This is a genomic window from Streptomyces sp. NPDC033216, from assembly GCF_055577115.1.
In genome coordinates this window covers 53,547-79,970 of record NZ_JBVIQK010000004.1, presented here as the reverse complement: position 1 = coordinate 79,970, position 26,424 = coordinate 53,547, and the positions used below count along the sequence as shown (strand labels likewise).

General features: G+C 72.6%; 25 protein-coding genes and 1 pseudogene. 17 read left to right on the top strand and 9 right to left on the bottom strand.

Annotated features, from left to right (window positions below; genetic code table 11):
* Window positions 1–42 precede the first annotated feature (42 nt).
* From ssuE to ACZ5Y0_RS09765, 8 genes and pseudogenes are all read left to right on the top strand, one after another.
* Complete coding sequence (gene ssuE / locus ACZ5Y0_RS09800) at window positions 43–597, top strand: NADPH-dependent FMN reductase (protein ID WP_469128110.1); 555 nt, start codon at window positions 43–45, stop codon at window positions 595–597.
* Between the two features lie 7 nt (window positions 598–604).
* Window positions 605–1,789: an SfnB family sulfur acquisition oxidoreductase gene (locus tag ACZ5Y0_RS09795; RefSeq protein WP_469128109.1), complete on the top strand. Its 1,185-nt coding sequence runs from the start codon at window positions 605–607 to the stop codon at window positions 1,787–1,789.
* A 216-nt stretch (window positions 1,790–2,005) separates the two neighbouring features.
* Window positions 2,006–3,145 carry an LLM class flavin-dependent oxidoreductase gene (locus ACZ5Y0_RS09790; protein WP_469128108.1) on the top strand — a complete coding sequence of 380 codons (1,140 nt, stop codon included), beginning with the start codon at window positions 2,006–2,008 and terminating at the stop codon, window positions 3,143–3,145.
* A gap of 432 nt (window positions 3,146–3,577) precedes the next feature.
* Window positions 3,578–4,903 (top strand): annotated as a pseudogene (locus ACZ5Y0_RS09785) (aldehyde dehydrogenase family protein); the annotation flags it as partial.
* Between the two features lie 252 nt (window positions 4,904–5,155).
* Window positions 5,156–6,046, top strand: a complete 891-nt coding sequence (locus ACZ5Y0_RS09780) for a glycoside hydrolase family 19 protein (RefSeq protein ID WP_469128107.1) — start codon at window positions 5,156–5,158, stop codon at window positions 6,044–6,046.
* Between the two features lie 28 nt (window positions 6,047–6,074).
* Window positions 6,075–6,980 carry an aldo/keto reductase gene (locus tag ACZ5Y0_RS09775; RefSeq protein WP_469128106.1) on the top strand — a complete coding sequence of 302 codons (906 nt, stop codon included), beginning with the start codon at window positions 6,075–6,077 and terminating at the stop codon, window positions 6,978–6,980.
* A gap of 933 nt (window positions 6,981–7,913) precedes the next feature.
* Window positions 7,914–8,306, top strand: a complete 393-nt coding sequence (locus tag ACZ5Y0_RS09770) for a VOC family protein (RefSeq protein WP_469128105.1) — start codon at window positions 7,914–7,916, stop codon at window positions 8,304–8,306.
* 102 nt (window positions 8,307–8,408) lie between these two features.
* Window positions 8,409–9,479 carry an adenosine deaminase gene (locus tag ACZ5Y0_RS09765; protein ID WP_469128104.1) on the top strand — a complete coding sequence of 357 codons (1,071 nt, stop codon included), beginning with the start codon at window positions 8,409–8,411 and terminating at the stop codon, window positions 9,477–9,479.
* Here ACZ5Y0_RS09765 and ACZ5Y0_RS09760 read toward each other — a convergent pair.
* Both ACZ5Y0_RS09760 and ACZ5Y0_RS09755 read right to left on the bottom strand, forming a co-directional pair.
* Window positions 9,461–9,976 carry a mycothiol transferase gene (locus ACZ5Y0_RS09760; RefSeq protein WP_469128103.1) on the bottom strand — a complete coding sequence of 172 codons (516 nt, stop codon included), beginning with the start codon at window positions 9,974–9,976 and terminating at the stop codon, window positions 9,461–9,463. The two genes, ACZ5Y0_RS09765 and ACZ5Y0_RS09760, sit on opposite strands and share 19 nt — an antisense overlap.
* Window positions 9,977–10,027: 51 nt before the next feature.
* A complete protein-coding gene (locus tag ACZ5Y0_RS09755; protein ID WP_469128102.1) occupies window positions 10,028–10,915 on the bottom strand; it encodes a LysR family transcriptional regulator in 888 nt (295 codons plus the stop codon).
* 144 nt (window positions 10,916–11,059) lie between these two features.
* On the opposite strand from ACZ5Y0_RS09755, the gene mgrA reads away from it, so the two are divergent.
* Window positions 11,060–12,052, top strand: a complete 993-nt coding sequence (gene mgrA, locus ACZ5Y0_RS09750) for an L-glyceraldehyde 3-phosphate reductase (RefSeq protein WP_469128101.1) — start codon at window positions 11,060–11,062, stop codon at window positions 12,050–12,052.
* Here mgrA and ACZ5Y0_RS09745 read toward each other — a convergent pair.
* Both ACZ5Y0_RS09745 and ACZ5Y0_RS09740 read right to left on the bottom strand, forming a co-directional pair.
* Window positions 12,042–12,329: a DUF1905 domain-containing protein gene (locus tag ACZ5Y0_RS09745; protein ID WP_469128100.1), complete on the bottom strand. Its 288-nt coding sequence runs from the start codon at window positions 12,327–12,329 to the stop codon at window positions 12,042–12,044. The genes mgrA and ACZ5Y0_RS09745 overlap by 11 nt on opposite strands.
* A gap of 72 nt (window positions 12,330–12,401) precedes the next feature.
* The gene (locus tag ACZ5Y0_RS09740; protein WP_469128099.1) at window positions 12,402–12,785 is read right to left on the bottom strand and encodes a nuclear transport factor 2 family protein; all 384 of its coding nucleotides are present in this window, start codon (window positions 12,783–12,785) and stop codon (window positions 12,402–12,404) included.
* A 304-nt stretch (window positions 12,786–13,089) separates the two neighbouring features.
* Here ACZ5Y0_RS09740 and ACZ5Y0_RS09735 point away from each other — a divergent pair, with 304 nt between their 5' ends.
* The 4 genes from ACZ5Y0_RS09735 (at window position 13,090) to ACZ5Y0_RS09720 (ending at window position 17,554) form a co-directional block, all read left to right on the top strand.
* The gene (locus tag ACZ5Y0_RS09735) at window positions 13,090–13,500 is read left to right on the top strand and encodes a hypothetical protein (RefSeq protein ID WP_469128098.1); all 411 of its coding nucleotides are present in this window, start codon (window positions 13,090–13,092) and stop codon (window positions 13,498–13,500) included.
* Window positions 13,501–13,645: 145 nt separating this feature from the next.
* Window positions 13,646–15,985 carry an ABC transporter ATP-binding protein/permease gene (locus tag ACZ5Y0_RS09730; protein WP_469128097.1) on the top strand — a complete coding sequence of 780 codons (2,340 nt, stop codon included), beginning with the start codon at window positions 13,646–13,648 and terminating at the stop codon, window positions 15,983–15,985.
* A gap of 7 nt (window positions 15,986–15,992) precedes the next feature.
* Window positions 15,993–16,553, top strand: a complete 561-nt coding sequence (locus ACZ5Y0_RS09725) for a hypothetical protein (RefSeq protein WP_469128096.1) — start codon at window positions 15,993–15,995, stop codon at window positions 16,551–16,553.
* Window positions 16,550–17,554: a serine/threonine-protein kinase gene (locus tag ACZ5Y0_RS09720; RefSeq protein WP_469128095.1), complete on the top strand. Its 1,005-nt coding sequence runs from the start codon at window positions 16,550–16,552 to the stop codon at window positions 17,552–17,554. Before ACZ5Y0_RS09725 ends, ACZ5Y0_RS09720 begins: the two co-directional genes overlap by 4 nt.
* Before the next feature lie 237 nt (window positions 17,555–17,791).
* Here the strand turns inward: ACZ5Y0_RS09720 and ACZ5Y0_RS09715 are convergent, their stop codons facing one another.
* A complete protein-coding gene (locus ACZ5Y0_RS09715) occupies window positions 17,792–19,069 on the bottom strand; it encodes a streptophobe family protein (protein WP_469128094.1) in 1,278 nt (425 codons plus the stop codon).
* A gap of 162 nt (window positions 19,070–19,231) precedes the next feature.
* Between ACZ5Y0_RS09715 and ACZ5Y0_RS09710 the strand changes: the two genes are divergently transcribed.
* Both ACZ5Y0_RS09710 and ACZ5Y0_RS09705 read left to right on the top strand, forming a co-directional pair.
* Entirely contained in the window at window positions 19,232–20,434 is a 1,203-nt protein-coding gene (locus ACZ5Y0_RS09710; protein WP_469128093.1) for a DUF6777 domain-containing protein, read from the top strand.
* Window positions 20,435–20,531: 97 nt separating this feature from the next.
* The gene (locus tag ACZ5Y0_RS09705; protein WP_469128092.1) at window positions 20,532–20,987 is read left to right on the top strand and encodes an ATP-binding protein; all 456 of its coding nucleotides are present in this window, start codon (window positions 20,532–20,534) and stop codon (window positions 20,985–20,987) included.
* 50 nt (window positions 20,988–21,037) lie between these two features.
* Here ACZ5Y0_RS09705 and ACZ5Y0_RS09700 read toward each other — a convergent pair whose 3' ends face one another.
* Entirely contained in the window at window positions 21,038–21,925 is an 888-nt protein-coding gene (locus ACZ5Y0_RS09700; protein WP_469128468.1) for an RNA polymerase sigma factor SigF, read from the bottom strand.
* A 772-nt stretch (window positions 21,926–22,697) separates the two neighbouring features.
* Between ACZ5Y0_RS09700 and ACZ5Y0_RS09695 the strand changes: the two genes are divergently transcribed.
* Complete coding sequence (locus ACZ5Y0_RS09695; protein WP_469128091.1) at window positions 22,698–23,102, top strand: helix-turn-helix domain-containing protein; 405 nt, start codon at window positions 22,698–22,700, stop codon at window positions 23,100–23,102.
* A gap of 21 nt (window positions 23,103–23,123) precedes the next feature.
* Here ACZ5Y0_RS09695 and ACZ5Y0_RS09690 read toward each other — a convergent pair whose 3' ends face one another.
* Together ACZ5Y0_RS09690 and ACZ5Y0_RS09685 are read right to left on the bottom strand one after the other, a co-directional pair.
* Window positions 23,124–23,726, bottom strand: a complete 603-nt coding sequence (locus ACZ5Y0_RS09690) for a ClpP family protease (protein WP_469128090.1) — start codon at window positions 23,724–23,726, stop codon at window positions 23,124–23,126.
* 1 nt (window position 23,727) lies between these two features.
* Window positions 23,728–24,381, bottom strand: coding sequence for an ATP-dependent Clp protease proteolytic subunit (locus ACZ5Y0_RS09685; protein ID WP_469128089.1), 654 nt, complete (start codon window positions 24,379–24,381; stop codon window positions 23,728–23,730).
* A gap of 262 nt (window positions 24,382–24,643) precedes the next feature.
* On the opposite strand from ACZ5Y0_RS09685, the gene ACZ5Y0_RS09680 reads away from it, so the two are divergent.
* Window positions 24,644–25,126 (top strand): VOC family protein, encoded by a 483-nt coding sequence (locus ACZ5Y0_RS09680; RefSeq protein WP_469128088.1) that lies wholly within the window; start codon window positions 24,644–24,646, stop codon window positions 25,124–25,126.
* Window positions 25,127–25,384: 258 nt separating this feature from the next.
* On the opposite strand, the gene ACZ5Y0_RS09675 is transcribed toward ACZ5Y0_RS09680, so the two are convergent.
* A complete protein-coding gene (locus ACZ5Y0_RS09675) occupies window positions 25,385–26,278 on the bottom strand; it encodes an aminoglycoside phosphotransferase family protein (protein WP_469128087.1) in 894 nt (297 codons plus the stop codon).
* Between the last annotated feature and the right edge of the window lie 146 nt (window positions 26,279–26,424).

Sequence of the window (26,424 nt, the reverse complement as noted above, 5' to 3'; positions counted from 1 at the left end):
CCCGCACCGGGGCGCCCCCGCCCTTCTCCCGAAAGAGGGCCCATGGCCACCGTCCTGTCCGTCTCCGGCAGCCCCTCCGCCACCTCCCGCACCGGCCGGCTGCTGCGCCACCTCGACCAGCGCCTGATCGCCCAGGGGCACGAGGTCGTCCCGCTCGACGTCCGTACCGTCCCGGCCGAGGCCCTCCTCGGCGCCGACTTCCGCCACCCCGCGATCGTCGAGGCGACCGAGCTGTTCGCGCGTGCCGACGGCGTCGTCGTGGGCACGCCCGTCTACAAGGCGTCGTACTCCGGTGTCCTCAAGGCGCTCCTCGACCTGCTGCCGCAGTACGCGCTGTCCGGCAAGACCGTGCTGCCCCTGGCCACCGGCGGCTCCGCCGCGCACGTCCTCGCCATCGACTACGCCCTGCGGCCCGTGCTGAGCTCCATGGGCGCGACCCACATCGTGCAGGGATGGTTCACCCTCGACCAGGACATCACCGCCCACGAGGACGGCACGCTGAGCGTCGCCCCCGCCGCCGCCGCGGCGCTCGGCCAGGTCGTCGACCAGTTCTCCGCCGCCCTCGGCCGCACGCCGTACCTGGCCGCGGCGAGCTGAGGTCACCGTGACCGCCCATGTGATCGCCGACGACGCCGAGGCGCTCGCCGTCGCCGCCGACCTGGCCGACGAGTTCCGCGTCGGAGCGGCCCAGCGGGACGCCGAACGGCTCCTCCCTCGGGCCGAGTTGGACCGTCTCTCCGCCTCAGGTCTGCTGGCCGTGACCGTCCCCGCCGACCACGGGGGCGCGGACGTGAGCGCACAGACCCTCACGGAGGTGTTCCGGCTGCTCGGCAGCGCCGACGGCAGCCTGGCGCAGATCCCGCAGAGCCACTTCGTGTACGTCAACGTGATCCGCCGCCAGGGAACGCAGGAGCAGCGGAAGTTCTTCTTCGCCGAACTGCTCGCCGGTCGCCGCTTCGGCAACGCCCAGTCCGAGGCCGGCACCCGGCACGTCCAGGACATCCGCACCCGCCTGACTCCGCGGCCCGACGGCTCGTACACGCTCACCGGCGTGAAGCACTACTCCACGGGTGCCCTCTTCGCCGACTGGATCCCCGTCCTGGCCCGCGGGGACGACGACAGGCTGTATGTCGCGTACGTCCCCGCCGGCGCCCCGGGCGTCACCGTCGTCGACGACTGGGACGGCATGGGCCAGCGTACGACGGCCAGCGGCACCGTCCGTCTCGACGGTGTGCCTGTGCCGGGCGACCGCGTCCTGCCCCACCACCTCACCTTCGAGGGGCCGCAACTCCACGGGGCCATTGCCCAGTTGCTGCACGCCGCGATCGACGCCGGCATCGCGGCGGGCGCGCTCGCCGAGGCGGCCGAGTTCGTGCGGACGAAGAGCCGGCCATGGTTCGAGAGCGGTGTCGGGACGGCCGCCGAGGATCCGCTGCTGATCCAGCGCTTCGGTGAACTCGCCGTAGGAGTGAGGGCGTCGGAGGCCCTGCTGCGGGAGGCCGCCCGCGCGGTCGATACGGCGGGTACCGGCCTCACCGACGACACGGCCGCCGAGGCGTCCGTCGCCGTGGCCGTGGCGAAGGTGCACGCGGCGCAGACCGCCGTGGAGGTGGCGGATGCCCTGTTCGAGGTGTCCGGCACCCGCTCGGCCCTGAACGCCCTCAACCTGCACCGGCACTGGCGCGACGCCCGCACCCACACCCTGCACGACCCCGTCCGCTGGAAGGTCCAGCACATCGGCCGGTACGTGCTCAACGGCACCCGCCCACCCCGCCACGGCCTTCTCTAGGGACTCTGCTTCGGGGCCCCGCCGGGCTCGCGGGCCCGCCGCCGCGCCGCGTCGTCGGCGGTCGTCGGCGCGACACCCTGCTTCCCGCTTCGCCCTGCACCCTCCCGGCCGCCCGAGAGGCGGAGGCACCCCCGGCACGCCGACCGCCCGACCCGGCCCGATCCGAACGACCACCCCGAGCCGCTCCCGACGGACATCGCTGATCGGAGACCCCACGTGTCCCTCACCTTCCACTGGTTCCTGCCCACCAACGGCGACAGCCGCCATGTCGTCGGCGGCGGCCACGGCACCCCCGCCACCGCCTCCGGACGGGACCGGCCTCCCACGGTCGGGTATCTCAGCCAGATCGCCCGCGCCGCCGAGGACCTCGGCTTCGAGGGAGCGCTCACGCCGACCGGCGCCTGGTGCGAGGACGCGTGGCTGACCACCGCCATGGTCAGCCAGCACACCGAGCGGCTGAAGTTCCTGGTCGCGTTCCGGCCCGGCTTCGTCTCGCCCACGCTCGCCGCGCAGATGGCCTCGACCTTCCAACGGCACACCGGCGGACGCCTGTTGCTGAACGTCGTCACCGGCGGCGAGAGCCACGAGCAGCGCGCCTACGGCGACTTCCTCGACAAGGACGACCGCTACCGCCGTACCGGCGAATTCCTCCAGATCGTCAGGGAGCTGTGGGAGGGGAAGGCCGTCGACCTGAAGGGCGGGCATCTCCGCGTCGAGGACGCCCGGCTGGCGCGGGTGCCGGACCCCGTCCCGGAGGTGTACTTCGGAGGCTCGTCCCCGATCGCCGGGGAGATCGCCGCCCGGCACGTCGACGTGTACCTCACCTGGGGCGAGCCCCCCGCCCGGGTCGCGGAGAAGATCGCCTGGATCCGCGGGCTCGCGGCCCGGCAGGGACGGACCGTGCGCTTCGGCATCCGGCTGCATGTGATCACGCGGGACGCCTCCGCGGCGGCGTGGGCGGAGGCCGACCGGCTGCTCGCCGGCTTCGACCCCGCCACCGTGAGGGCCGTGCAGGCGGGGCTGGCGCGCAGTGAGTCCGAGGGGCAGCGGCGGATGCTCGCGCTGCACGGAGGCGATCGGAACGGCCTGGAGGTCCACCCCAATCTGTGGGCCGGGATCGGGCTGGTCCGGGGCGGTGCGGGGACCGCGCTGGTGGGAAGCCATGCCGAGGTCGCCGACCGGATCAAGGAGTACGCGGCGCTGGGCATCGAGGAGTTCGTCCTGTCCGGGTATCCGCACCTGGAAGAGGCCTATTGGTTCGGGGAGGGGGTGCTGCCGCGCCTGGCCGCGGACGGACTGTGGACGCATCCGGTGGGGGAGACGAGGACGCCGGCGCAGGTGCCGTTCGCCGGTTGACTCCGCATGCCGCTGGACGACGAGGGCGTCGAGGTGTGCCCCGCCTGACACCAGAACCCGTCCACCGTCGCGTCTGCCCTCTCGACCCGTGCCGCATCCTCGCCCACCTCACCCCGCGCGGGCGAGACCACGGGCGGCGGCGCGGTCGGCGGGCCGTGCACACGCCCCGCGGTCGGCGGGCCCTGCACACGCCCCGCGGTCGGCGGGCCGTGCACACGCCCGGCTCGTCGACGGCGACGCGGAACTGCCGCGGGCCCTGTGGCCCGTCTCGGCAAGACGCCGGACGAGTCGACACGTGGGTCGCCGCGCAGCCCGGCAGGGGACCGAGCGAACCGGGAATGTATTTTGGCACCTGAAAGGTTGGTATATACACCGAGCTGACCGCTCGCCCCCCGCACCAGGGCTGAGAAGCCCGCGCACCACCAGCGAGGCACCGTGACCACCGCCACCCCCGTGCAGCCCGCCGACGTCGTCGCCCGGCTGCGCGCCACCTTCCGCACCGGCCGCACCAAGCCCGCCGCCTGGCGCACCGGACAGCTGCGGCGCCTTCGCGAGATGCTCACGGAACGCGGCGCCGACCTGGCCGCCGCCCTCCACGCCGACCTGGGCAAGAGCGCCACGGAGTCCTACCGCGCCGAGATCGACTTCACGGTCCGCGAGATCGACCACACCCTCGGCCGCCTCGACGACTGGCTGCGCCCCGAGCCCGCGCCGGTCCCCGCACACCTGGGCGCCGATGCCCGTGCCTGGACCCAGTACGACCCACTCGGCGTCGTCCTCGTCATCGCCCCCTGGAACTACCCGGCCCAACTGCTGCTCGCCCCGCTCGTCGGCGCCCTCGCGGCGGGCAACGCCGTCGTCGTCAAGCCCAGCGAGCTGGCCCCGGCGACCTCCGCGGCGCTGGCCCGACTGCTGCCCGCGTATCTCGACACCGACGCGGTCGCCGTCGTCGAGGGCGGCGTCCCGCACACCACGGCCCTGCTGGCCGAACGCTTCGACCACATCTTCTACACCGGCAACGGCACCGTCGGCCGTATCGTGATGCGTGCCGCCGCCGAGCACCTCACCCCCGTCACCCTGGAACTCGGCGGCAAGTCACCGGCGTTCGTCGACCGCGACGCCGACCTCACGGTGGTCGCCGACCGGCTGGTCCGCGGCAAGTTCCTCAATGCCGGCCAGACCTGCGTCGCCCCCGACTACGTCCTCACCGACCCCGTGACCGCCGCCGCCCTCGAGCCCCTCCTCGCCCGGGCCGTCGAGAAGGTCCACGGCACGGACCCGCAAACCTCCGTCGAGTACGGCCGGATCATCAACGAGCGCCACTTCGACCGCCTCACCGGCCTGCTCGGTTCCGGCCGCGTCGTGGTCGGAGGCAAGAGCGACCGCACGGACAAGTACATCGCGCCGACCGTCCTCGCCGACGTCGACCCCGCCTCACCCGTCATGCGGGAGGAGATCTTCGGCCCGATCCTGCCGATCGTGACCGCCGACGACCTCGACGAGGCGATCGCGTTCGTCAACGACCGCGACAAGCCCCTCGCGCTGTACGTCTTCTCCGAGTCCGAGGAGACCCGCGCCCGCATCGCCGCCGAGACGTCCTCCGGCGGCCTCGGCCATGGTCTGCCGCTCGCCCATCTCACCGTCTCGGACCTGCCGTTCGGCGGAGTGGGGGAGAGCGGCATGGGCAACTACCACGGCCGGTACTCGATGGAGACCTTCAGTCACCGCAAGGCGGTGCTGGAGAAGCCGCTGAGCTGAGTCGGGGTACGGGATGGTGCTCCTCGTCACGGGAGGGCCGGCGGCGGCCGGGAAGCTCCGCCGGCCCGCCGCCCGGTCGGGTTGACTGGTCTACACCCTTGACTGGTACAGACCAAAGCGGTTGAGTGTGCCTCCACACCCCCCACCACGGCCGCCCCCGATCCGCGACCGGCCCCACCGGTACGCGCACAAGGCCCTGCTCCGCCCTGCCCTGTGCCGGGGACGGCCGTGCTTCGCGAAGGAGTTGATTCCGTGTCGAGGCGCCGTATCTCCGCGGTCGTGACCGCACTCGTCCTCTCCAGCGCCGTACCGGTGCTCCTGCCGGCCACGAGCGCGTCCGCCGCCGCCTGTTCGAGCTACCCCGACTGGGTGGCCGGCAAGGCCTACCGCACCGGCGACATCGTCCGCTACACCGACGGCAGGGCGTATGTCGCCGAGCACGACAACCCGGGCTACGACCCCGTCATCAGCACCTGGTACTGGGAGCCGTACGCCTGCGACACCGGCTCGGGGACGCCCGTCGGCAGCTTCGTGGTCACCGAGGCGCAGTTCAACCAGATGTTCCCGGGCCGGAACTCCTTCTACAGCTACAGCGGGCTGACCGCCGCCCTCAGTGCCTACCCCGGCTTCGCCAACACCGGCAGCGACACCACCAAGAAGCAGGAGGCGGCCGCGTTCCTCGCCAACGTGAGCCACGAGACCGGCGGACTGGTGCACGTCGTCGAGCAGAACACCGCCAACTATCCGCACTACTGCGACTGGAGCCAGCCGTACGGCTGCCCGGCGGGCCAGGCGGCCTACTACGGGCGCGGCCCCATCCAGCTCAGCTGGAACTTCAACTACAAGGCCGCGGGCGACGCGCTGGGCATCGACCTCCTCAACAACCCCTGGCTGGTGCAGAACGACGCGGCCGTGGCCTGGAAGACGGCCCTGTGGTACTGGAACACCCAGAACGGCCCAGGCACCATGACCCCCCACAACGCCATGGTCAACGGCGCCGGCTTCGGCCAGACCATCCGCTCCATCAACGGATCCCTGGAGTGCGACGGGAAGAACCCGGCACAGGTGCAGAGCCGGGTGACCAAGTACCAGCAGTTCGCGCAGATCCTCGGCGTCTCCCCGGGCGGCAATCTCTATTGCTGACCCGGACGGCGTGTGCGAGGCTCCGCCGATGACCTCGGAAAGGATCACGGCGGACGCCGCGGGCACCTGGACACTGGGCGACACGACCGTCGGCCGCATCGGCTTCGGCACGATGCGGCTGACCGGCGACGCCGCCTTTCACCTGGGCAGCCCGAGCGACCGTGACCGGTCGATCGCCGTCCTGCGCAAGGCGGTCGACCTCGGCGTCAACCACATCGACACCGCCGCCTTCTACTTCTCCGCCCTTCGCTGCGCCAACGAACTCGTCAACACCGCGCTCGCCCCCTACCCGGACGACCTGCTCATCGCCACCAAGGTCGGCCCCTTCCGCGACTGGTCGGGGGAGTGGGGCACCTCGGCCCGCCCGGAGGACCTCCGCGGCCACGTCGAGGAGAACCTGCGCCAGCTCGGCCGCGACCACCTCGACCTCGTCTACCTGCGGCGGATGAACCAGGAGTCGATCGCCGAGCACTTCGGTGCCCTCGCCGAGCTGCGCCAGGCCGGTCTCGTCCGCCACCTCGGCGTCTCCGGCGTCGAGTCCCGCCACCTCGCCGAGGCGCAGGCCATCGCGCCGGTGGTCAGCGTCCAGAACCGCTACGGCCTCGGCGACCGACTGCCGGACGCCGAGGACCTGTTGCGCCTCTGCGGTGAACAGGGCATCGCCTTCGTCCCGTTCTACGCGATCGCCGGCGACAGCGGCCCGCGCGGCGCCACGACCGACCACGACGAAGCGGTCCTGGCGGCGGCCCGCGCCCACGACGTGAGCCCGGCGCAGATTCGTCTGGCGTGGACGCTGGCCCAGGGGCCGCACGTCCTGGCCATCCCCGGCACCGGTGACCCCGAGCACCTCGCGGAGAACGTGGCGGCGGGGAGCCTGCGGCTGACGGCCCAGGAGCTGGAGCGTCTGAACGTCGCCCACCGCAAGGCGGGCTGACGCCACACCGGGCGGGCGGGCGGCCCACCGCAAGGCGGGCTGGCGCCACACCGGGCGGAAGGTGCCGGTACGGTCGGGCGGCCCGCGCTCCCTCGCGCCTCACCTGCCGCTCGCGCCGCTCCCGTCCCCGCCAGGCCCGTATCGCACGCGGCCGGACCGGACCCGGAAGAACACGTACGCGTTCACCCCTGGCGGGATCCCACCCGTCTTGTGCGCGAACGCCTCAGCGGCCCCGGCCCGGCACCTCACCTCCCCCGTACGTCGTCGCGTCCCCGTCGATCAGCACGACGTCCCGCGTGTCACCGAACGCCGGCCGGACGGTCGGCGCCCCCGTCCCCCCCGTGCCCCCGAATGCCGGCCGGGCGGCGGCGGTCCCGGCCGACGGGACGGGGAAGCCGCGTCGGCAGCCACCGACCCTCCCCGCGCCGGGACGAACCACAGCGCGACGCGACACGGGGCACCCCTGCGGTCCGGCCGCGGCCACCCAGACCTCGAGCTTCCAGCCGGTCGAGGACGTCCAGCTCGCGTCGTCGGCGACCGCGAAGCGGCTCGGTGACATCCCTGCCGAGGGTGCCAACGGCGCGCCTGGAGATCCGCGCCCGTCCATGGTCCCGGCCGCACATCGGGCGCGAGTTCCCAGGCCGGGCCTCCCGCTCGGATCAGGCCGGACACCGCGGTGGCCGGTCGCCAGGGTTCCTGGCCCGCCTTCTGCCCCGCCTCGGGATGCTCGCCCCACGGCCCGCGAGGCGTGGAAGGCGCCGCCCGACACAAGCTCCAGCCCCGCCCCCCGATCCGGCCCGGCCCGGCCCAGACGAAAAGACCTCAGGAACCCCTGGCCCGCCGCCCGCGGACCGGGTCCCTCCGGAAGCGACTGGCGCCCACCAGGTTTTACGTATAACCTCTCCCGCTAATCAGCCCTCCCGAAAGGTCCCGATGAGTCGCATCGCCCTGGTGACCCTCGTCGTCGACGACTACGACGAGTCGATCCGCTTCTACACCGAGGCCGTCGGCTTCCGTCTCGTCGAGGACGAGGCGCGTCCCGACGGCTCCCGCTGGGTCGTCGTGCGGCCGGGCGACCACCAGGACGGCACGGGCCTGCTGCTGGCCAGGGCCAAGGACGACGCCCAGCGCTCCCGGGTCGGCGACCAGACCGGCGGTCGGGTCGGGTTCTTCCTGCACACCGACGACTTCGCGGGCGACCACGCCCGGATGAGTGCCGCCGGCGTGACCTTCCTGGAGGAGCCCCGCCACGAGCCGTACGGCTCCGTCGCCGTCTTCCGGGACCTGTACGGGAACCGCTGGGACCTGCTCCAGCCCGCCGTCTGACCCTGCCGGCCCACTCGCCGAGTTCCCGCCGTTCCCGGCCCACCCGCCGTTCCCGGCCCTCCCGCACGCCGCCCCACCGTCCCGCCCGAGGAAAGACCCACCATGACCGCTACGCGCGTAGACACCGCCACCCTCCGTCGGCTCCCCAAGGCCGTCCTGCACGACCACCTCGACGGCGGTCTGCGCCCCGCCACCGTCGTAGAACTGGCGGGAGCGGTGGGCCACACCCTGCCGACCACCGACCCGGACGAGCTGGGCGCCTGGTACTTCGAGGCCGCCAACTCCGGCGACCTGGTCCGCTACATAGCGACCTTCGAACACACTCTCGCCGTCATGCAGACCCGCGAGGGCCTGCTGCGCACGGCGGAGGAGTACGTCCTCGACCTGGCCGCGGACGGCGTCGTCTACGCCGAGGTGCGCTACGCGCCCGAGCTGATGCTCGCCGGCGGGCTGACCCTGCCCGAGGTCGTCGAGGCCGTCCAGGAGGGCCTGGCGGCCGGCATGGCCAGGACGGCCGCCGCCGGCACGCCCGTACGCGTCGGCACCCTGCTGTGCGGCATGCGCATGTTCGACCGCACCCGCGCCACCGCCGACCTCGCGGTCGCCTTCCGGGACGCCGGCGTGGTCGGCTTCGACATCGCCGGCGCCGAGGACGGCTTCCCGCCCGCGGACCACCTGGACGCCTTCGAGCACCTGCGCCGCGAGAACGTCCCCTTCACCATCCACGCCGGCGAGGCCCACGGGCTGCCCAGCATCCACCAGGCACTCCAGGTCTGCGGAGCCCAGCGCATCGGCCACGGTGTGCGCATCACCGACGACATCGTCGACGGCAAGCTCGGCCGCCTGGCGGGCTGGGTGCGCGACCGGCGCATCGCGCTGGAGATGTGCCCGACGTCCAACCTCCAGACCGGCGCCGCCTCCTCCATCGCGGAGCACCCGATCACCGCGCTGAAGGACCTCGGCTTCCGCGTCACCCTCAACACCGACAACCGTCTGGTCTCGGGCACGACGATGACCCGCGAGATGTCGCTGCTGGTCGAGGAGGCGGGCTGGACGGTCGAGGACCTGCGCACGGTCACCGTCAACGCCCTCAAGAGCGCGTTCATCCCGTTCGACGAGCGCAGCGCCCTCATCGAGGACGTCGTCCTGCCGGGCTACGCGGCCGCGCTCTGAAGCAGCCCGCGCACATAGGCGGCCTGTCCGACGTGCTGGAGATCGTCGGACAGGACGCTGACCAGGCGTACACCGAGCGTGACCGGCGGGTCCCACCGCTCGTCCACGACGCGGTCCAGGTCCGCCGCGGTCACCCCGCGCAGCACCTGGAGGGTCTGCGCGTGGACGGCGTCGTGGTACCCGGTCAGCAGGTCGCCGTCGGTGACCCGCACCTCGGCCACCTTGGCGGAGCTGTGCCCGTACCCGGTGTCCCGGCGCGGCAGATCCAGGCCGAACCGTTTCTCCCAGTCCTGTGACAGCCAGACCTGGTCGAGCCCGAAGGCGTCGGCCACGTGGTCGTCCTGGACGCGGGTGAGGTGCCAGAGCAGCCAGGCGACCGAGTTCGTCTCGGCGGTCGGCCGCGCGTTGAGGTCGTCGGGATCCAGGCCGTCGGCGGCGGCGTGGACCTCTTCCCGGATGCGGCCGAAGCCGTCGATGAGAATGTCCTTCGCATGCATACGTCCACCATCGCGCACCCGCCGCCCCGGCGCCGCCTCTTCGCCGGACCCCTACCCGCCAGGCTCCGTCTCCAGCAGCGCCATCAGCGCGCGTGCCGCGGGGCTGGTCGCGCGGGCGGGCGGCAGCAGGGCGACGGTCTCGTACACCACCTCACCCGCCCCCTTGAGCGGCAGCGCGGTGAGCGCCTCCCGCTTGTGCCGGAAGTGGCGCGGTACGACCGCGATGCCGAGGTTCTCGTCCACCAGGTCCAGCAGGCTGTGCACGTCGTTGACCTCCAGCGCGACCGTACGGCGGACCCCGGCCGCCGTGAACGCCGCGTCGGTCGCGCGGCGCGGGCCCCAGTCGGGGTGGAAGTCGACGAACACCTCGTCGGCGACGTCGGCCGGGGTGAGCGCGGCGGCGGCGCCGGTGAGCCGGTGGTCGGGATGGCACAGGACGTACATCGGCTCGCCGGTGAGTGACGCGGAGCGCAGCTGGTCGCTGTCGGCCTGGGTGCGGTAGGCGAAGGCCAGGTCCAGTCGTCCGGCGGCCACCTCCTCGGCGAGCGTGCCCGAGCCGGACTGCCGCAGCCGGATCTCCACGTCCGGGTGGCGCCGCCGGAACGCGGCCAGCAGCCCCGCCACGCGCACCCCGGCGATGCACTGCTCGGTGCCCACCGAGAGCGTGCCGCGCACCACGCCCTGCACGGCCGCCACCGCCTCGTGCGCGGCGCGGACCTGCGTAAGGATCCGTTCCGCCTCCGCCAGCAGGGCCCGGCCGGCCTCGGTCAGCGTCACCCGGCGGGTGGTGCGCACGAACAGCGGCGCCCGCAGCTCCCGCTCGAGTGCCCGGATGGACGCCGACAGCCCCGACTGGGAGACCATCAGGCGTTCGGCGGCACGGGTGAAGTGCTGGTCCTCGGCGACCGCGACGAAGTGCTGGAGGTGGCGCAGTTCCATGATTGAGAAGCCTATCCGCTGAATTCCATCGGATTCTTCTGTTGGACCACTACCGGCAGGTGGGGTGAGAGTGGATGACGGTCCCGCGAACCGATCCACGGTCGCCTGGACCGATCTTCCGAGCCAACCCCTCCTGGAGTCGCGTTGTACACCGCACACCCCGACCGCTACGCGCACATGCCCTACCGGCGCACCGGACGCAGCGGCCTCAAGCTCCCCGCGCTCTCGCTCGGACTGTGGCACAACTTCGGGCCCGACCGTCCCGTGGAGACCCAGCGGGCCATCCTGCGCCGCGCCTTCGACCTCGGCATCACCCACTTCGACCTGGCGAACAACTACGGCCCGCCGCCCGGCGCCGCCGAGTCCGCGCTGGGCGGGTTCCTCAAGGCCGACTTCGCTCCGTACCGCGACGAGCTGGTGATCTCCACGAAGGCCGGCTACCTGATGTGGCCGGGCCCGTACGGCGAGTGGGGCTCGCGCAAGTACGTGCTGTCCTCGCTGGACCAGAGCCTGCGGCGGACGGGCCTGGACTACGTCGACATCTTCTACTCGCACCGCCCCGATCCGGAGACTCCGCTGGAGGAGACGATGGGCGCCCTGCACTCCGCTGTCCAGCAGGGCAAGGCGCTGTACGTCGGCGTCTCCAACTACTCGGCCGAGCAGACCCGGGAGGCAGCCCGCATCCTGGGCGAGCTGGGCACCCCGCTGCTCATCCACCAGCCGCGTTACTCGATGCTCGACCGCCGCCCCGAGAGCGAGGGGCTGCTGGACGCGCTGGACGAGCTGCAGGTCGGCTCCATCGTCTTCTCCCCGCTGGAGCAGGGCGTGCTCACCGCCCGCTACCTCGACGGCATCCCGGAGGACTCCCGGGCCGCGAGCGACAGCCCCTTCCTGAACTCCGACGCGCTCACCGGCGAGCTGGTGGGCAGGCTGCGTGCCCTCGACGACATCGCCAGGTCCCGCGGTCAGTCCCTGGCCCAGCTCGCCCTGGCCTGGGTGCTGCGCGGCGGCCGGGTCACCTCGGCCCTGGTCGGCGCGAGCAGCGCCCGGCAGATCGAGGACAGCGTCGGCGCCCTGGACAACCTGGACTTCGAAGCGGACGAGCTGGCCCGCATCGACGCTGTGATCAACGGCTGAGCCGTTCCGTCAGGCGGACGGTGACGACGTCACCTTCCCCTTTCCCGATGGCCTTGCGCACCTCGGCCTTCAGGGGGAGTTTGTGGGTGCCGTCCCCGAGGGCCATGAACGAACTGCGGAACGGATGTCCGTCGACGGTTCCGCGGATCTTGACCAGCCCGCGGGTGCCGAAGGAGTCGACGGACTCCGGCCATATCACGTAGGTCCAGCCGCCCTCGGCGGGGCTCTTGTGCAGGACGGCGGTGAATTCCGCTTCCACTTTTCCGTCGTCGGTCACGGTGTCCTCCACTCACGGTGATCTTCCGGTCTCTCCTTCGGGCAGACCGCCGCGAGCGGAGGAATTCATCGGTCACGCCCCGCCGGGAGCCCGGTCGAGGAATCCGAGGACGGAGACGATGCGGTCGTCGGTGTCCAGCGTGATCACGTCGGACCCGGCCACCGGCGCCGACCCGTCCGACTCGCTCACGAGTTCCCAGGAGAAGCGAGCCGTGGCATGGTGCCCGTCCACGGTGCCGGTGAGCCGGAAGGCGAAGCCGGGAAACCGCGCCTGCGCGGCCGCGATCACGGCGGTGATGCCCTCGGGCCCGCGGACGTCGGCGAGCGGGTCGGTGTAGGTGCCCCCCGGGGCCCAGGCGGCGGCTACGGCCTTCGCCAGGGTCTCGGACTCGCGGGCGTTCCAGGCCTCGAGGTAACGGGTGACGGCGTTCTGATAGCGGTCGGTCCGAGCGGACATGGGAAATCAGCCCTCCATGGGTGTCGATCCTGGTCAGGACCCGGATTCGGTCGTCGCCGACCCGGTGTGACCACCTTGCCCGCGCCCGGTCGGCCGGTCGATTACCCCTCTGGTAATGACGTCGTCCACGATGCCCGCCGCATTTCGGCCATGAACGGCGGGGAATATGCCAAGAGACTGGCCAAAAAAGCATGGTGACAGTGTTTCAGTAGTCAACATACTCAAACGTCAGGGGCAGTTCACCCCACAGGAGCCGCACGGAAAGCGAGGCCCGCACCGGCAGCGAGCGACGGGGGAGAAGGGCGTGCACGACGAATTCCTGTGCCATGTCACCGCGTACGGAGTGTGCGACGGCCGCCGCATCGGCGTACCGCTCGGCACCTACCGGGCCCCGACGCTGGCGCTCGCCCTGTGGTGGCTGAGGGACCGCGCGTCCTGGATCGCCGAGCGGCTCGACCCGCAGCCGGAGAGCGCGCGCATCCCGCCCAGCGCCCTCGTCCCGGTCGCCGACACGGTGCCGGACGTCCCCCGTCTGCTGCGGTCCTGGTGTGCCGACGCCGGCCGGCAGGAAATGGTCGCCGAGGAACTCGCGGGCGGGCGGCTGGTGCGGATCGCCGTCAGCGACGAGACCACCGAGTACGAGCTGCTCGCCGAGTCCGTCGACGCCCTGCGCATGCAGCGGACCATCCCGCCGCTCGTGATGCCGGTCGGCTGATCGTGGCGGTGCCGGTGTGGTCCGTCGAGGGCGTCACGCGGGTGATCCGGGGGGCGGGCCCCACGGAGGAGCACTCGACGCGCGACCGGCGCCCTGCCGGATTCCCCGGACGGCACACAAGGGTACGAATCGATAGAATTCGGTCATGGCGGAGCCGTCGATCACGTCCACCGCACCCGAACTCGTGCTCGAGACCGAGACGGGCGCCACGGTGATGGTCCCGAGTCACGACTACCACGTCGGCCGCGACCCGCTCAGCGACATCGTCCTCGACGACGCCCGCGTCTCCTGGCACCACGCGGTACTGCGGCCCGAGGGCGACCACTGGACCCTCGCCGACGAGCACAGCACCAACGGCACCTACGCCGACGGCCGCCGCGTCCACGAGCGGTGGATCGGCCCCGGCACCGTCATCCGCTTCGGCAGCCCGGACGACGGCCCGTGCGCCGTCCTGACCGGCCGCCCGCCGCCCGCACCGCGAGGCCCCTCCGCGGTGGCCAACCCCAGCCTGACCGGAACGTTCCGGCGTCCCACCACCGTCCGCCCCCTGCCCACCCGTACCGTCCGCATCGGCCGCGCCGCCGACAACGACCTGGTCCTCGACGACCTCGTGGTCTCCCGTCATCACGCCGAACTGCGCGCCCTGCCGGACGGCACCTACGAGATCGCCGACCTCGGCAGCCACAACGGCACCTACCTCAACGGCCTGCCCGTCACGGCCGCCCCCCTCGGCCCCGGCGACGTCGTCGGCATCGGCCACTCGGCGTTCTGCCTGGTCGGCGACGAACTCCAGGAGTACGTCGACACCGGTGAGGTCACCCTCGACGTACAGGACCTCACCGTCGCCGTCGACCGCGGCCGCAAGGTCCTCCTCGACCACGTGTCCTTTCCGGTCGGGGAGAAATGCCTGCTCGCGGTCGTCGGGCCCAGTGGCGCCGGCAAGTCCACCCTCCTCGGCGCCCTCACCGGACAGCGCCCCGCCGACCACGGCACCGTCGTCTACGACGGCCGCGACCTCTACCGCGACTACGCCGAACTGCGCCAGCGCGTCGGCCTGGTCCCGCAGGACGACATCCTGCACGCCCAGCTCACCGTCCGCAGCGCGCTCACCTACGCGGCCGAACTGCGCTTCCCGCAGGACACCGCCAAGGCCGAACGCAGGGCGCGCGTCGAGGAGGTCATCCGCGAGCTGGGCCTCGAACAGCGCGCCGACCAGCACGTGCACAGCCTCTCCGGCGGCCAGCGCAAACGCGTCAGCGTCGCCCTGGAGCTGCTGACCAAGCCGTCCCTGCTCTTCCTGGACGAGCCGACCTCCGGCCTCGACCCCGGCATGGACCGCTCGGTCATGCACATGCTGCGCGGCCTCGCCGACGACGGCCGCACGGTCGTCGTCGTCACCCACAGCGTCCTCAGCCTCGACGTGTGCGACCGTCTCCTCGTCCTCGCGCCCGGCGGCCGGATCGCGTACTACGGCCCACCCGACGACGCCCTCGCCTTCTTCGGGTTCGCCAACTGGCCCGAGGCCTTCGAGGCCTTCGAACGGGACCGGGACCGCGACTGGGCCGGTGAGTACGCCGCCTCGCCCCTCCACCGCCGCTACGTCGCCGACGCCAGTGCCCAGCCCCTGCTGCCCCGCTCCGACCCGGTCGTCGTACCGGCGCCGCCGCGTCCGCGCAGCCGTGGTGCCCAGCTGGGCACCCTGGTCCGCCGCTACACGGCCGCACTGAGCGCCGACCGCACCTTCCTGATCATCATGATCGCCCTGCCCTTCGTGATGGGGGCCATGGCCCGCGCCCTCGCCGGCAGTCAGCTCACCCGGGACACGGCGATGAACGCGCTGCTGATCCTGTGCGTCGGCGGCGTCCTCACCGGCGCCGCCAACGCCGTACGCGAACTCGTCAAGGAACGCGTGATATACCAGCGCGAACGCGCCGTCGGCCTGTCCAGATCGGCGTACCTGATGTCGAAGGTCGTGGTCCTGGGCGCGATCACCGTCGTACAGGCGGTCGTCCTGACGCTCGTCGCCCTGCTCGGCGTCGATCTGAACGCCCCCGGCGGCAAGGGTGTGCTGATGCCCCCGCTGGTCGAGATCACCCTCGCGGTCGCCCTGCTCGCCTTCACCGCGATGATGCTCGGCCTGGTGGTCTCCGCGCTCGTGCGCAAGGAGGAGGTGACGATGCCGCTGCTGGTGCTCCTCGCCATCGTCCAGGTCGTCTTCTGCGGCGCCCTGCTGTCGCTGGACGGCGTGCCGGGCCTGGAACAGTTCGCCTGGCTGATTCCCTCCCGCTGGGCGTTCGGCGCGATGGCCGGCACCCTCGACCTGGCCCGGATCGTGCCCGGCGACCTCACCGGCGACCCGCTGTTCGCGCACTCGGCGGCCGTGTGGCTGCTCGACGTGGGCATGCTCGTCGTGCTCTCGGCCGTCTTCGGATTCGTCGTCGCCCGCCTGCTGCGCCGGCACGAACCCGTAGTGATGCGGAAGTAGGCCCGCGATGGCGACCCCCGGCTTCCGGCCCACGCACGTCGTCCCCCAGCAGGGCATGCCCGCCTGGGAGGCTCCCGACCCGGCCCGGCCCACCGTCCCCCTCGACGCGCTGCTGCCCGTCCGGCTCGTCGAGCGGCGCGGCGACTGGGGACACGTGTTGTGCTCCAACGGCTGGTCGGCCTGGGTGGACGGCCGCTACCTCGTCGCCGTGCCCCAGGACCCTCCCCTGCCCGACGATCCCCTCACCGCCACGGCCGATCCGCGTCCGCTGCTCGGCCGTACCGAGCAGGCCCTCGCACGCTACCGGGCCGCCGTCGAGGAACTCGCCGCCGGCGGGCTCGACGGCGAGACCTTCCGCCGCCGTACCCAGGGCCTGCGGATCGGCGTGGTGGTCGACGGCGAGTCCGTCTGGCTCTACGACCCCGCCCGCTCCCGCTGGATGTACGGCGACGGCACCCGGCTGAGCACCTACGCCGCCGACGACCCGCCCGCCGCTGCCCAGGACGAGGGCCCGGACGCCGGCCACGCGCCGACCCGGGTCGTGACACCCGACGGTGAGCCCCGGTGAGTCGCGAGACGAGCCTCTTCTCCGGCCGGCCCTCCGACCTGATCGGCCGGCAGGTGGCGGGCTACCGCATCGAGCGGGAGATCGGGCGCGGCGGCATGGCCGTCGTCTACCGCGCCCGCGACCTGCGCCTGGATCGGACCGTCGCGCTCAAACTGCTCGCGCCCGAACTGGCCCGCAACGACACCTTCCGCAAGCGTTTCACCCACGAGTCAAGGGTCGCCGCCGCGATCGACCACCCGCACATCGTGCCGGTCTTCGAGGCCGACGAGACCGACGGCCTCCTCTACATCGCCATGCGGTACGTCGCCGGGAGCGACCTGCGCCACCTCCTCGACCGCCGCGGACCGCTGCCGGCGGCCACCGCCGCCCGGATCGCCGCGCAGGTCGCCTCCGCCCTCGACGCAGCCCACGAGCACGGCCTGGTCCACCGTGACGTCAAGCCCGGCAACATCCTCGTCGACCGAGGCACCGACAGCGACCACCCGGAGCACGTCTACCTCACCGACTTCGGCCTGACGAAGAAGTCGCTGTCCCTCACCGGCTTCACCACCGTCGGCCAGTTCGTCGGCACCCTCGACTACGTCGCCCCCGAGCAGATCTCCGGCCGCCCGGTCGACGGCCGCTGCGACGTGTACGGCCTGGCCTGTGTCGTCCACGAGACGCTCGCGGGCCACCCGCCGTTCCGCCGCGACGACGACATGGCCCTGCTGTGGGCCCACCAGTACGACGAGCCGCCCCCGCTCACCGCGGCCCGCCCCGACCTGCCGCCCGCCGTAGACGAGGTCTTCGCGCACGCCCTCGCCAAGGCCCCCGACGACCGCCACGCCACCTGCCTCACGTTCGTCGCCGCCCTGAGGGCGGCACTGCTGGGCGGTCCGCCCCGGCGACACCCGCCGACGGAGGTGGACCGCAGGGTGGCGGCGCCGGGGAGGGACGACGGGCCGAAACCGCCGCCCCGCTGGGCGGCGCCGGTCGTCGAACCGGGAGGCGGGCGGGCCTGACGCGATTCCGCCCGCGACGGGCCCGGCGCGGGGCCGGGGCGCCGGTCGGGGGCGCGGTGCGGCCCCGCGGCCGGTGGGCCCGCGCACCTCGTGGGCTCTTGCTCAGGTGTGGTCGGCGGGGGCGGGCGTGATGCGGGTGGTCCGCCCGGAGGCTGCCCGCACAGGCGCGCGGGTCCGGGGTGGCATCGAGGTCCGCGAGCCCGATCCCTGTCGGCGGGCGGCCGAACCTGACGCCGCCTACCCTCGGCCGGCGCCCACCCTGCCCCGACCGGCCGTCCGCCGTGCCAACAGGCCACCCAGCGATCCGGTGACCAGTCCCCACAGCGCGGCGAGACCCAGGGCCGTCCACACCTCGGGACGCAGGAACAGGTCGCCGCCGAGATCCGTGCCGCCGAGGTCGTTGATGCCGAACAGCGTCAGGCCGTAGTGCGCGGAGACCCGGCCGACGAGGCAGATCATCAGCACTGTCAGCATCAGCGCCACCGCCATGTGCAGGGCATGCCGCCAGGCCGGCGTCCGGGCCGGGGCGCGGGCCGCCATGACGAAGGCCGCCGCCAGCAGCAACACCACGTCCACGGCGACGAGCCACCACACCCGGCCGTCCTGCTCGGTGAGCGTCCGCAGGTTCAGCGTGGCGGTGTCCGAGCCGCGCAGCACCTCGTCCAGCACGTGCGGCATCGGCAGCCCGAACGGTCCCTCCACCCGGCCCTCCCAGGTGGCACCCAACCCGACGGTGAACGCGAGCCACACCAGATTGGGCAGGCCGAGCAGCACCACCGCGAGGGTCTCCGCGGCGTGGCCGCGCGTCGCGGCGGTCACGAGCGCGACGGCGACACCCAGCGCGACACACGCGAGAAGCAGCACGACCATCGCGTACGCCGCGGGCCGCACCGACTCCTGGAAGCGCAGCAGCCGAGGCGGAAGCGGAGCCCCCCGGGAGACGAGCAGCGCCAGTGCCAGCGCACCGGCCAGCCACAGCAGTCCGAAAAGCAGCGTGAGCGGCACGTCCGTGGTGAAACCGGCCTTCGGGGTCGCGCCGAACACCGCACCGAGGTCCTCCAGCGTGTCGTCGCCCAGAGACACCGCGAACGTCTGGCGGGCGGCGAAGGCGAGGGCCAGCAGGGCGAGGAGCCACACCACGGCGATCCGGGCCGCCCAGCCGAGCAGTTCGGTCGCGGAGGCGACCGCCCGGTGGCGCAGCGGCCGGAGGAACCGGGCGGCCGTCACCAGGGCACCGGCGAGCGCCACGGAAAGCGGAATCACCGTGAGACCTGCCTGTGTGTCGACGATCCCCCCGGCGTCCCCGGAGAGTTCGACGGAACCCCCGACAGCCGTGACGACGGTCGCCGCGACCACCCTCGGGTACGCCCCGTCGGGCAGTCTTGCGGCGCCGGCCCACCACAGTCCCAGCGCCGCCACGATCCCCATGGTGATCAGTGGGGCCAGCGCCGCGGCGACCGCCTGCACCCACCCGTGACGGGGCGAGGCCTGGCCGGGGGGGAGGTTCGGGATCACTCTTGCCACGCTAGGCAGCGCGCGGCCGGTACGCCTGCCGGGAGGTCCGTCCGCGTCCACTTGCGGACGAACCATGACAAGAGCGCACAATGAGGTTGTTGTGGACCAAGCGGCGTGAACCGGTACGCGGGGGCGCCGCGGAGACCCACGTCGGGAGTGCTCGTGAGTGTCGAACCGCCCTCCTCCGGCCGTCCCGCCGGCCCGCCCTCCGGGCCACTGTCCGGCCCCTCGCAGCCGCCCTCCGGCCCGCCCGCCCCGCCTCCCGGTGGACCCTCGGGCGGCTCGACCTCGTCCGGCGACGCACCCGGCCCCGGACGGCCGTGGTGGAAATCCGCGCCCCGTATCGCGCTGCTCACCACTGCCCTCGTCGTCGCGGTCGCCGTCGCGATCGTCCTGACGACGCGCTCCGACGGTGGCGGCTCGGGCGGCGGCGGTTCCGGCGGGGACGGCGAGGTCTTCCTCCAGGCCGCGGGCAGGACAGGCCCGGACCCCTTCACCCGATCCACGGCCACGAACAGCTCGCCCCCGCCCACCACCACGGCCCCGGCGACCACCTCCGCGCCCGCCAACGCCGTACGGGGCGTCGACGGCGGCGCTCCCGGACTGTACGGCGGCACCCGCGACGTCGCCGCCTGCGACGTGGAGAAGCAGGTCGAGGCGCTCGGGGCGGCCCCCGACAAGAACCGGGCCTTCGCGTCCGTCCCCGGCGTCGACCCCGCCGAGGTCCCCGCCTACCTGCGCTCCCTCACCCCCGTGCAGCTGCGCATGGACACCCGCGTCACCAACCACGGCTACCGTGACGGCGCCGCCACCCCCTACCAGGCCGTCCTCCAGTCCGGCACCGCCGTCCTCGTCGACGCCCGCGGCGTGCCCCGCGTGCGCTGCGCCTGCGGCAACCCGCTCACCCCGCCCGTGCCGCAGCGGACCACCCCGAGGCGCACCGGCGACTTCTGGCCGTCGTACCACCCCTCGAACGTCGTCGTGGTCACCCCGTCGACGACCGTGATCGAGGTCTTCGTCCTCTACGACCCCGGCGACGACCGCTGGTTCGCCCGCCACCGCGGCGACACCGGCGCCGAGGACCGGCCCGCCAAGCCCCCGGTGAACCCGCCGAAGCCGTCCGCCCCCGTCACCACGCCCACCTCGCCGTCCGCCCCGCCCCCGGACTCCCGGAGCCCCGGTCCGCCGGAATCGAGCAACCCCTCACCGCCCCCCGGTTCGGAGGAGTCGCCGCCGCCGGAACCGCCGAGCGAACCGCGGACGGACGACCCCACGTCCTCCGGGGCGGGCGACACCACGTCCCCGGCCGATTCCCTGCCGCCTCCGCCCGCCGCGGGGTCGTCGAGCCGTTCACCCGTGCCGTGAGGGCCGGGCGGAAAGGCGGGGGACTGAGTGGCGCACTTCGGGGTACGAGCACCCGTGCAGCAGCGTCCGGCCAGTCCGGCCTCCGAGAGAGAACCGCATGATCAAGCACCTGGACGGGGCAGTGATACCGACCGGTTTCGACGTCCCCGTGGAACCGCTCCGTCGAGCGGCGCACTACACCGGTGAACCCGGCTGCATCGCCGAGGCCCGCGACTTCGCCGCCCAGTTCGTCCAGCAACTGAGGACCGAGTGGTGCGCGGGCATGGACGACCGCTTCAGCGACGACGTGATGCTGGTCGTGAGCGAGCTGGTCACCAATGCCGACCGGCACAGCAACGGCCCGTACATCCTGGAGCTCGAGGGCACGGACACGGCGGTGACGGTCGCCGTCTACGACAGCAGCGACGCGCTGCCCCGGCGGTTCCCCAAGGATCCCCGGCGCATCGGCCGGCACGGGCTGGAGATCGTGCACGCCGTCGCCGCGGAGGTCACAGCTGATCGCATTCCGGTCGGCAAGCGCGTCCGCGCCGTCCTCGCGGTCGCCGCCGGCTGAACCGTGGGGCCGGCCGGCCCCACGGCATCGCGCTCCACGACTGGGTGCTCTCAGGCGCAGCCGAGTTCGCCCAGCATCCCCTCGCGCAACCGCACGATGATCCGCTTGATGAGGCGTGAGACATGCATCTGGGAGCAGCCGAGCCGCTCCCCGATCTCCGCCTGGGTGGCTTCCTCGACGAACCGCATGTGCAGGATCTGTCGGTCGCGCTCACTCAGCTCCGCCATCAGCGGGGCCAGTGAGTGGAAGTCCTCGACCAGTCGCAGGCCCTCCTCCTCCACGCCGATGAAGTCGGCCAGCACCGCCTCGCCGCCCTCGGGGCCGTCGCCGGTGAGGGCGGCGTCCAGGGAGGAGGAGTTGTAGCCGTTGGACGCGATCTGCGCCTCGACCACCTCGCGCTCCGAGAGGTTCATCAGCGTGGCCAGCTCGGCGACGGTCGGCTCCCGGTCGAGGCGGCTGGCGAGTTCGTCACGCGCCTTGGCCAGCTCCACCCGCAGTTCCTGGAGCCGCCGGGGCACGTGCACCGCCCAGGTGGTGTCACGGAAGAAACGCTTGATCTCGCCCACGATGTAGGGAAGGGCGAACGAGGTGAACTCGACCTCGCGCGAGATCTCGAACCGGTCGATGGCCTTGATCAGGCCGATCATCCCCGTCTGGACGACGTCTTCCATGTCGTCGCCGCGGCCCCGGAACCGTCCGGCTGCGAACCGCACCAACGACATGTTCATCTCGATGAGGGTGTTGCGCGCGTACTGGTACTCGTGCGTGCCCTCCTCCAGCTCCGCCAGCCGCCGGAAGAACTGACGCGACAGCTCACGCGCGTCGCGCGGGGCCACGCGACGGGGATCCGCGACTCCTGGCAGCGGTGTGCCACCCGTGCTGGTCCCGGCGGTGTCCTCGACGACCTGTGCCTGCGACCCGATCACGGCGGTGTGCATTACCTCTCCCACGAAAGTCACGGTTCGACATCCTCTGTATCCGGTCGGTGAGGCCCCCGAGTACGGCGAACCCACTCGGGGGGCGGATACCCCGAGTCGGCGAACACATGCCCATCCGAGCACCGGCGAATTCTATCCGGCGCGTCCCGTCGCGCATTCGGCCGTGATCGGTTCGCACATCCGGCCGCGTCGGTGTGTGCGGACGGCGCTGGTGGCGCTCCCGCGTGCCGTGCCAGGGGCGGGGAAGGAGGGACGAATCCCGTCCCACCGTCCCGCGACGGCGGCGGACGTGCCTGCGGCGTCGGTCGGTCGCCTCCATGGCCGGTGGTGCACGGTTTCTCCCGGCCGGTCCCCCGAGCGCCGCCTTCGCGGCACGCGCCCGGGGGAGCGGCGGACGAGCACGGCGTCGACGGGCGGGTGGCGGAGAGCGGGAGACTGCGGGAGCGGACGCTGGTGTCGGGACGACGTGCCGGGGCGGCTCGGCGGCATGCTGGAGGGCATCGGACGACGGACGCCCGCCGTGCGGCGCGCCGTGATTCGCGTGACCGCCGTGTCCCTTCGCGCCCGCCGGATCCATGACGCGCGCGATCCATGACGCGACAGCCCAGGGGAGCCACCCTCCAGCAGCAGTCCTCCTCTTCTCCGTGCCGGCCCGTGAATCTCGGTGCGAGGCCGTGCGTCTCCGTACGCGCCCCGTTGGACCGCCGCGATTTCCCTGAGGGCGGAACGCCGGGGCCCGTCCCGCGGCGGCCGGTGCTCCTAGGCTGGGAAGGTGAGCAACCAAGCGCCGAACCACGCCCGTGTGATCCCGCTGCGCCCCTCGGCGGAGCGCCCGGGAACCGCCCGCCCCACCGACCGGCCGCCCACCCCCAGAGAGCCGCTCTGGCGCGACCTGGTCGGCGACGTACTACGCCGCGAACGCCAGGCCCAGGAGCGCACGTTGAAGGACGTCGCCGAGGCCGCACGCATCTCCATGCCGTATCTGTCGGAGGTGGAGCGCGGCCGTAAGGAGGCCTCCTCGGAGGTCCTCGCGGCCGCCGCCCGCGCGCTCGGCCTGAGCCTCGGCGACCTGCTGACCCGCGCCCAGGGCGAGCTGGTCCGGCTGACCAGCCGGACCTCGCACCCGAGCCGCACGGCGACCACGTCCTCGCGCAACGGCCTCTGCCTGGCCGCCTGACGACACGTCGGGGCCGGCGTCTCACACCCGAACGGGGCGCCGGCTCAGTACCTCGTCGGCCAGGCCGTACGCCACCGCTTCGTGCGCGGGGAACACCTTGTCGCGGTCCATGTCCACGCGCAGGGTCGTGACGTCGTGGTGCGTGTGCCGGGCCAGCACCTCCTCGACCTGGGCGCGGATGCGGACCATCTCCTTGGCCTGGAGCGCCAGGTCCGACACCGTGCCCTGCCGCCCGCCACTGGCCGGCTGCCCGAGCAGCACGCGCGCGTGCTCCAGCACGAACCGCCGCCCGGGGTCTCCGCCCGCCAGCAGTACGGCCGCGGTGGAGGCCGCCTGACCGACGCAGAACGTCGCGATGGGTGCCTGGACGAACGTCATCGTGTCGTAGATCGCCATCAGCGAAGTGAAGGATCCGCCAGGGGAGTTGATGTAGATCGCGATCTCGTTCTCCGGCGCCGACGACTCCAGATGGAGGAGTTGCGCGATGACGACGTTGGCGACGTCGTCGTCGATCTCGGTGCCGAGGAAGATGATCCGCTCGGCCAACAGCCGGCTGTAGACGTCGTAGGACCGCTCGCCCTGCGGGGTCCGCTCGACCACGTTCGGAATCGTGTACGTCCCCATGTCACAGCCCCATCCGTCGCTTCGAGGCGACCGGGCGGACGTCGGCCAGCGACTCCACGACCCGGTCGACGATGCCGTAGTCCCTGGCCTCCTCGGCCGTGAACCAGCGATCGCGGTCACCGTCCCTGGAGATGGTCTCCGGGCTCTGACCGGTGTGCTCGGCGGTGATCCGCTCGATGGTCCGCTTGGTGAACTCCAGGTTCTCCGCCTGGATCTCGATGTCCGCGGTGGTGCCGCCGATGCCGGCCGACGGCTGGTGCATCATGACGCGTGCGTTGGGCAGCGCGTACCGCTTGCCCGCCGTACCGACGCTCAGCAGGAACTGCCCCATGCTGGCCGCGAATCCCATCGCCAGCGTCGAGACGTCGTTCGGGATGAGCCGCATCGTGTCGTAGATGGCCAGGCCCGCGTGGACCGAGCCGCCGGGGCTGTTGATGTACAGGCTGATGTCGGTGCGCGGGTCCTCGGCCGACAGGATCAACAGCTGCGCGCAGACCCGGTTCGCGGACACCTCGTCGACCTGGGTGCCGAGCAACACGATGCGCTGGTTCAGCAGTTGGGCCGCGAGCTGGTCGTCGAAGCGGCTGGGAGGGGTGTCGCCCTCCTCTGCCCGTGGCAGCAGGGCCGGCGCGGGGCCGACGGCGAATCGGGACATGGACGCTCCTTGTCGAGGGGGAGTACGGCGGTGTCGTCCGCCGCGCCACCCACTCTCGGGCCGCGACCGCCCCTGCGGCGGAATTCCCTGCCCTGGGCAGATTCGCCGACAGCAGAGGGCCGGCCGCTCCGGACCACGGCCTCCTCCGGCCATGTCTTGCCCGACCCGGAATCCGGACGCCGTCGAGCGATGAGTTCCGGGCGCCGGACCGGTCCACCCTGATGACCGCGTTCCGCGTACTCTCGCGCTCCCGGAGGAACTCATGACCACCGACGGATTCACCACGTGTCTCTGGTTCGACGGCCAGGCGGAGGAAGCCGCCCACCACTACGCGTCGATCTTCAAGAACTCCAGCGTCGGCACCGTCGCCCGCTACACCGAGGCCGGGCCGGGCCCCGCCGGCTCCGTGATCACCGTGGAGTTCACGGCCAACGGCCAGAAGTTCGTCGGCCTCAACGGCGGCCCGCAGTTCACGTTCAACGAGGCCATCTCCTTCCAGATCGACTGCGCCGACCAGGAGGAGGTCGACCACTACTGGAACAAGCTCCTCGAGGGCGGCGGCCGGCCGGGTCCCTGCGGGTGGCTCAAGGACAAGTACGGCGTCTCGTGGCAGGTCGTGCCCACCGAGATGATCCAGATGCTCACCTCCCCGGACCAGGAGAAGGCCGGCCGTGCCACCAAGGCCATGCTCTCCATGGGCAAGCTCGACATCGCCGCCCTGCGGAAGGCCTACGAGGGGGAGTAGGCGCGTGCGGCGCGGCTGAGGCCCTCCGCAACCCGGCGCCGGGGGCCAGTCGATGTCGGCCCCAGCGCCCGGCGCTGTGCTGCGCCGGCCGCCGTCATCCTGCGGTCTTGGTGTCCGTCGGCCGCCGTCTCCGCGGCTTGCGGTTTGCGGTCCCGGCGCCCTGGCCTGCCATCCGGGCGACCGTGGTCTGTGACCCCCGCCTCCGCCACCTTGCCGTGTGCACGACCGTGGCTTGCGGTCGGCGGTCTGCGGCCTCCGTCATCCTGCGGCCTCTGCCAGGATCTCCTTGATCACATGCCGCGAGTTCTCCGCCAGCGGCGGATTGGTCTCCCAGTAGTACGGCAGCTGGATCAGTGAGATCGACAACGCCCAGCCGCGGCCGCGTGCCCACTCGGCGTCGTCCGCGCCCACCGTCTCCCGGAGGGTGACGCGGGCCGGCGCGGGCAGCAGGTTCCAGGCCACGATCAGGTCGACGGCGGGGTCCCCGACGCCCACACTGCCGAAGTCGATCACCGCCGCCAGCCGGCCGTCCGCGACCAGCACGTTCCCCGGAGACAGATCGCCGTGTGCCCACGCGGGCGGCGCCGTACGGACCGGCGCCCGCAGCGCCTCCTCCCACAGAGCGGTGACCGCGGCGGTATCGATCCGGCCCCCCAACTGGGCGACGGCGGAGCGGGTCGGGGCGTCCCGCTCCGCCAGCGGCACACCTCGGTGGCCCTGCGGCCCGCCCCGCGCGTCGATGCGGCGCAGCCCGGTGACGAACGCCCCCAGGTCCGCGGCCAGTGCCTCGGGCCGCTCCAGACGTCCGGCAACGGGATTACGGCCGTCCAGCCACCGGTACACGGACCACGGCCAGGGGAACCCCTCGCCGGGAGCGCCCTGCTCCAGCGGCACCGGCGCGGCGACGGACAGCAGCGGTCCCCACCGCTCCAGCCAGCGCCGCTCGTGCGCCACACTCTCCACCGCCCCCGGATACCGGGGCAGCCGGACCACCTTGTCGGCGCCCAGCCGGAACATCGCATTTTCCGTCCCGGAGGACGCCAGCCGCTCCACGGGCAGCGCCGCCCACCGCGGGAACTGCCCGGCGACGAGCCGCCGTACCAGCGCCGAGTCCACGTCGACCTCGTCGGGGCGCATCTTCACAGCAGACATGCCGCTCATTCCAGGTGAACGGCGCCACGCTGTCCAACGAATTCGCGGGCGAGGTTCCCGTTGCAGCGCCCCGTGCCCGGCCCACCGCACGCATGTATGCCTCGTCCCGGCCCACCGGGCACGGACCGTACTCCGAGATCCGTCAT

What these genes read in the sequence shown, in the direction of transcription:
- ACZ5Y0_RS09725 (WP_469128096.1), top strand. Translation starts at nt 15,993, where the DNA reads ATGGCGACCCCCGGCTTCCGGCCCACGCACGTCGTCCCCCAGCAGGGC.
- ACZ5Y0_RS09705 (WP_469128092.1), top strand. Translation starts at nt 20,532, where the DNA reads ATGATCAAGCACCTGGACGGGGCAGTGATACCGACCGGTTTCGACGTC.
- ACZ5Y0_RS09690 (WP_469128090.1), bottom strand. Translation starts at nt 23,726, where the DNA reads ATGGGGACGTACACGATTCCGAACGTGGTCGAGCGGACCCCGCAGGGC.
- ACZ5Y0_RS09685 (WP_469128089.1), bottom strand. Translation starts at nt 24,381, where the DNA reads ATGTCCCGATTCGCCGTCGGCCCCGCGCCGGCCCTGCTGCCACGGGCA.
- ACZ5Y0_RS09775 (WP_469128106.1), top strand. Translation starts at nt 6,075, where the DNA reads ATGACCTCGGAAAGGATCACGGCGGACGCCGCGGGCACCTGGACACTG.
- ACZ5Y0_RS09675 (WP_469128087.1), bottom strand. Translation starts at nt 26,278, where the DNA reads ATGTCTGCTGTGAAGATGCGCCCCGACGAGGTCGACGTGGACTCGGCG.
- ACZ5Y0_RS09700 (WP_469128468.1), bottom strand. Translation starts at nt 21,925, where the DNA reads ATGCACACCGCCGTGATCGGGTCGCAGGCACAGGTCGTCGAGGACACC.
- ACZ5Y0_RS09730 (WP_469128097.1), top strand. Translation starts at nt 13,646, where the DNA reads ATGGCGGAGCCGTCGATCACGTCCACCGCACCCGAACTCGTGCTCGAG.
- ACZ5Y0_RS09755 (WP_469128102.1), bottom strand. Translation starts at nt 10,915, where the DNA reads ATGGAACTGCGCCACCTCCAGCACTTCGTCGCGGTCGCCGAGGACCAG.
- ACZ5Y0_RS09680 (WP_469128088.1), top strand. Translation starts at nt 24,644, where the DNA reads ATGACCACCGACGGATTCACCACGTGTCTCTGGTTCGACGGCCAGGCG.
- ACZ5Y0_RS09740 (WP_469128099.1), bottom strand. Translation starts at nt 12,785, where the DNA reads ATGTCCGCTCGGACCGACCGCTATCAGAACGCCGTCACCCGTTACCTC.
- ACZ5Y0_RS09765 (WP_469128104.1), top strand. Translation starts at nt 8,409, where the DNA reads ATGACCGCTACGCGCGTAGACACCGCCACCCTCCGTCGGCTCCCCAAG.
- ACZ5Y0_RS09770 (WP_469128105.1), top strand. Translation starts at nt 7,914, where the DNA reads ATGAGTCGCATCGCCCTGGTGACCCTCGTCGTCGACGACTACGACGAG.
- ACZ5Y0_RS09760 (WP_469128103.1), bottom strand. Translation starts at nt 9,976, where the DNA reads ATGCATGCGAAGGACATTCTCATCGACGGCTTCGGCCGCATCCGGGAA.
- ssuE (WP_469128110.1), top strand. Translation starts at nt 43, where the DNA reads ATGGCCACCGTCCTGTCCGTCTCCGGCAGCCCCTCCGCCACCTCCCGC.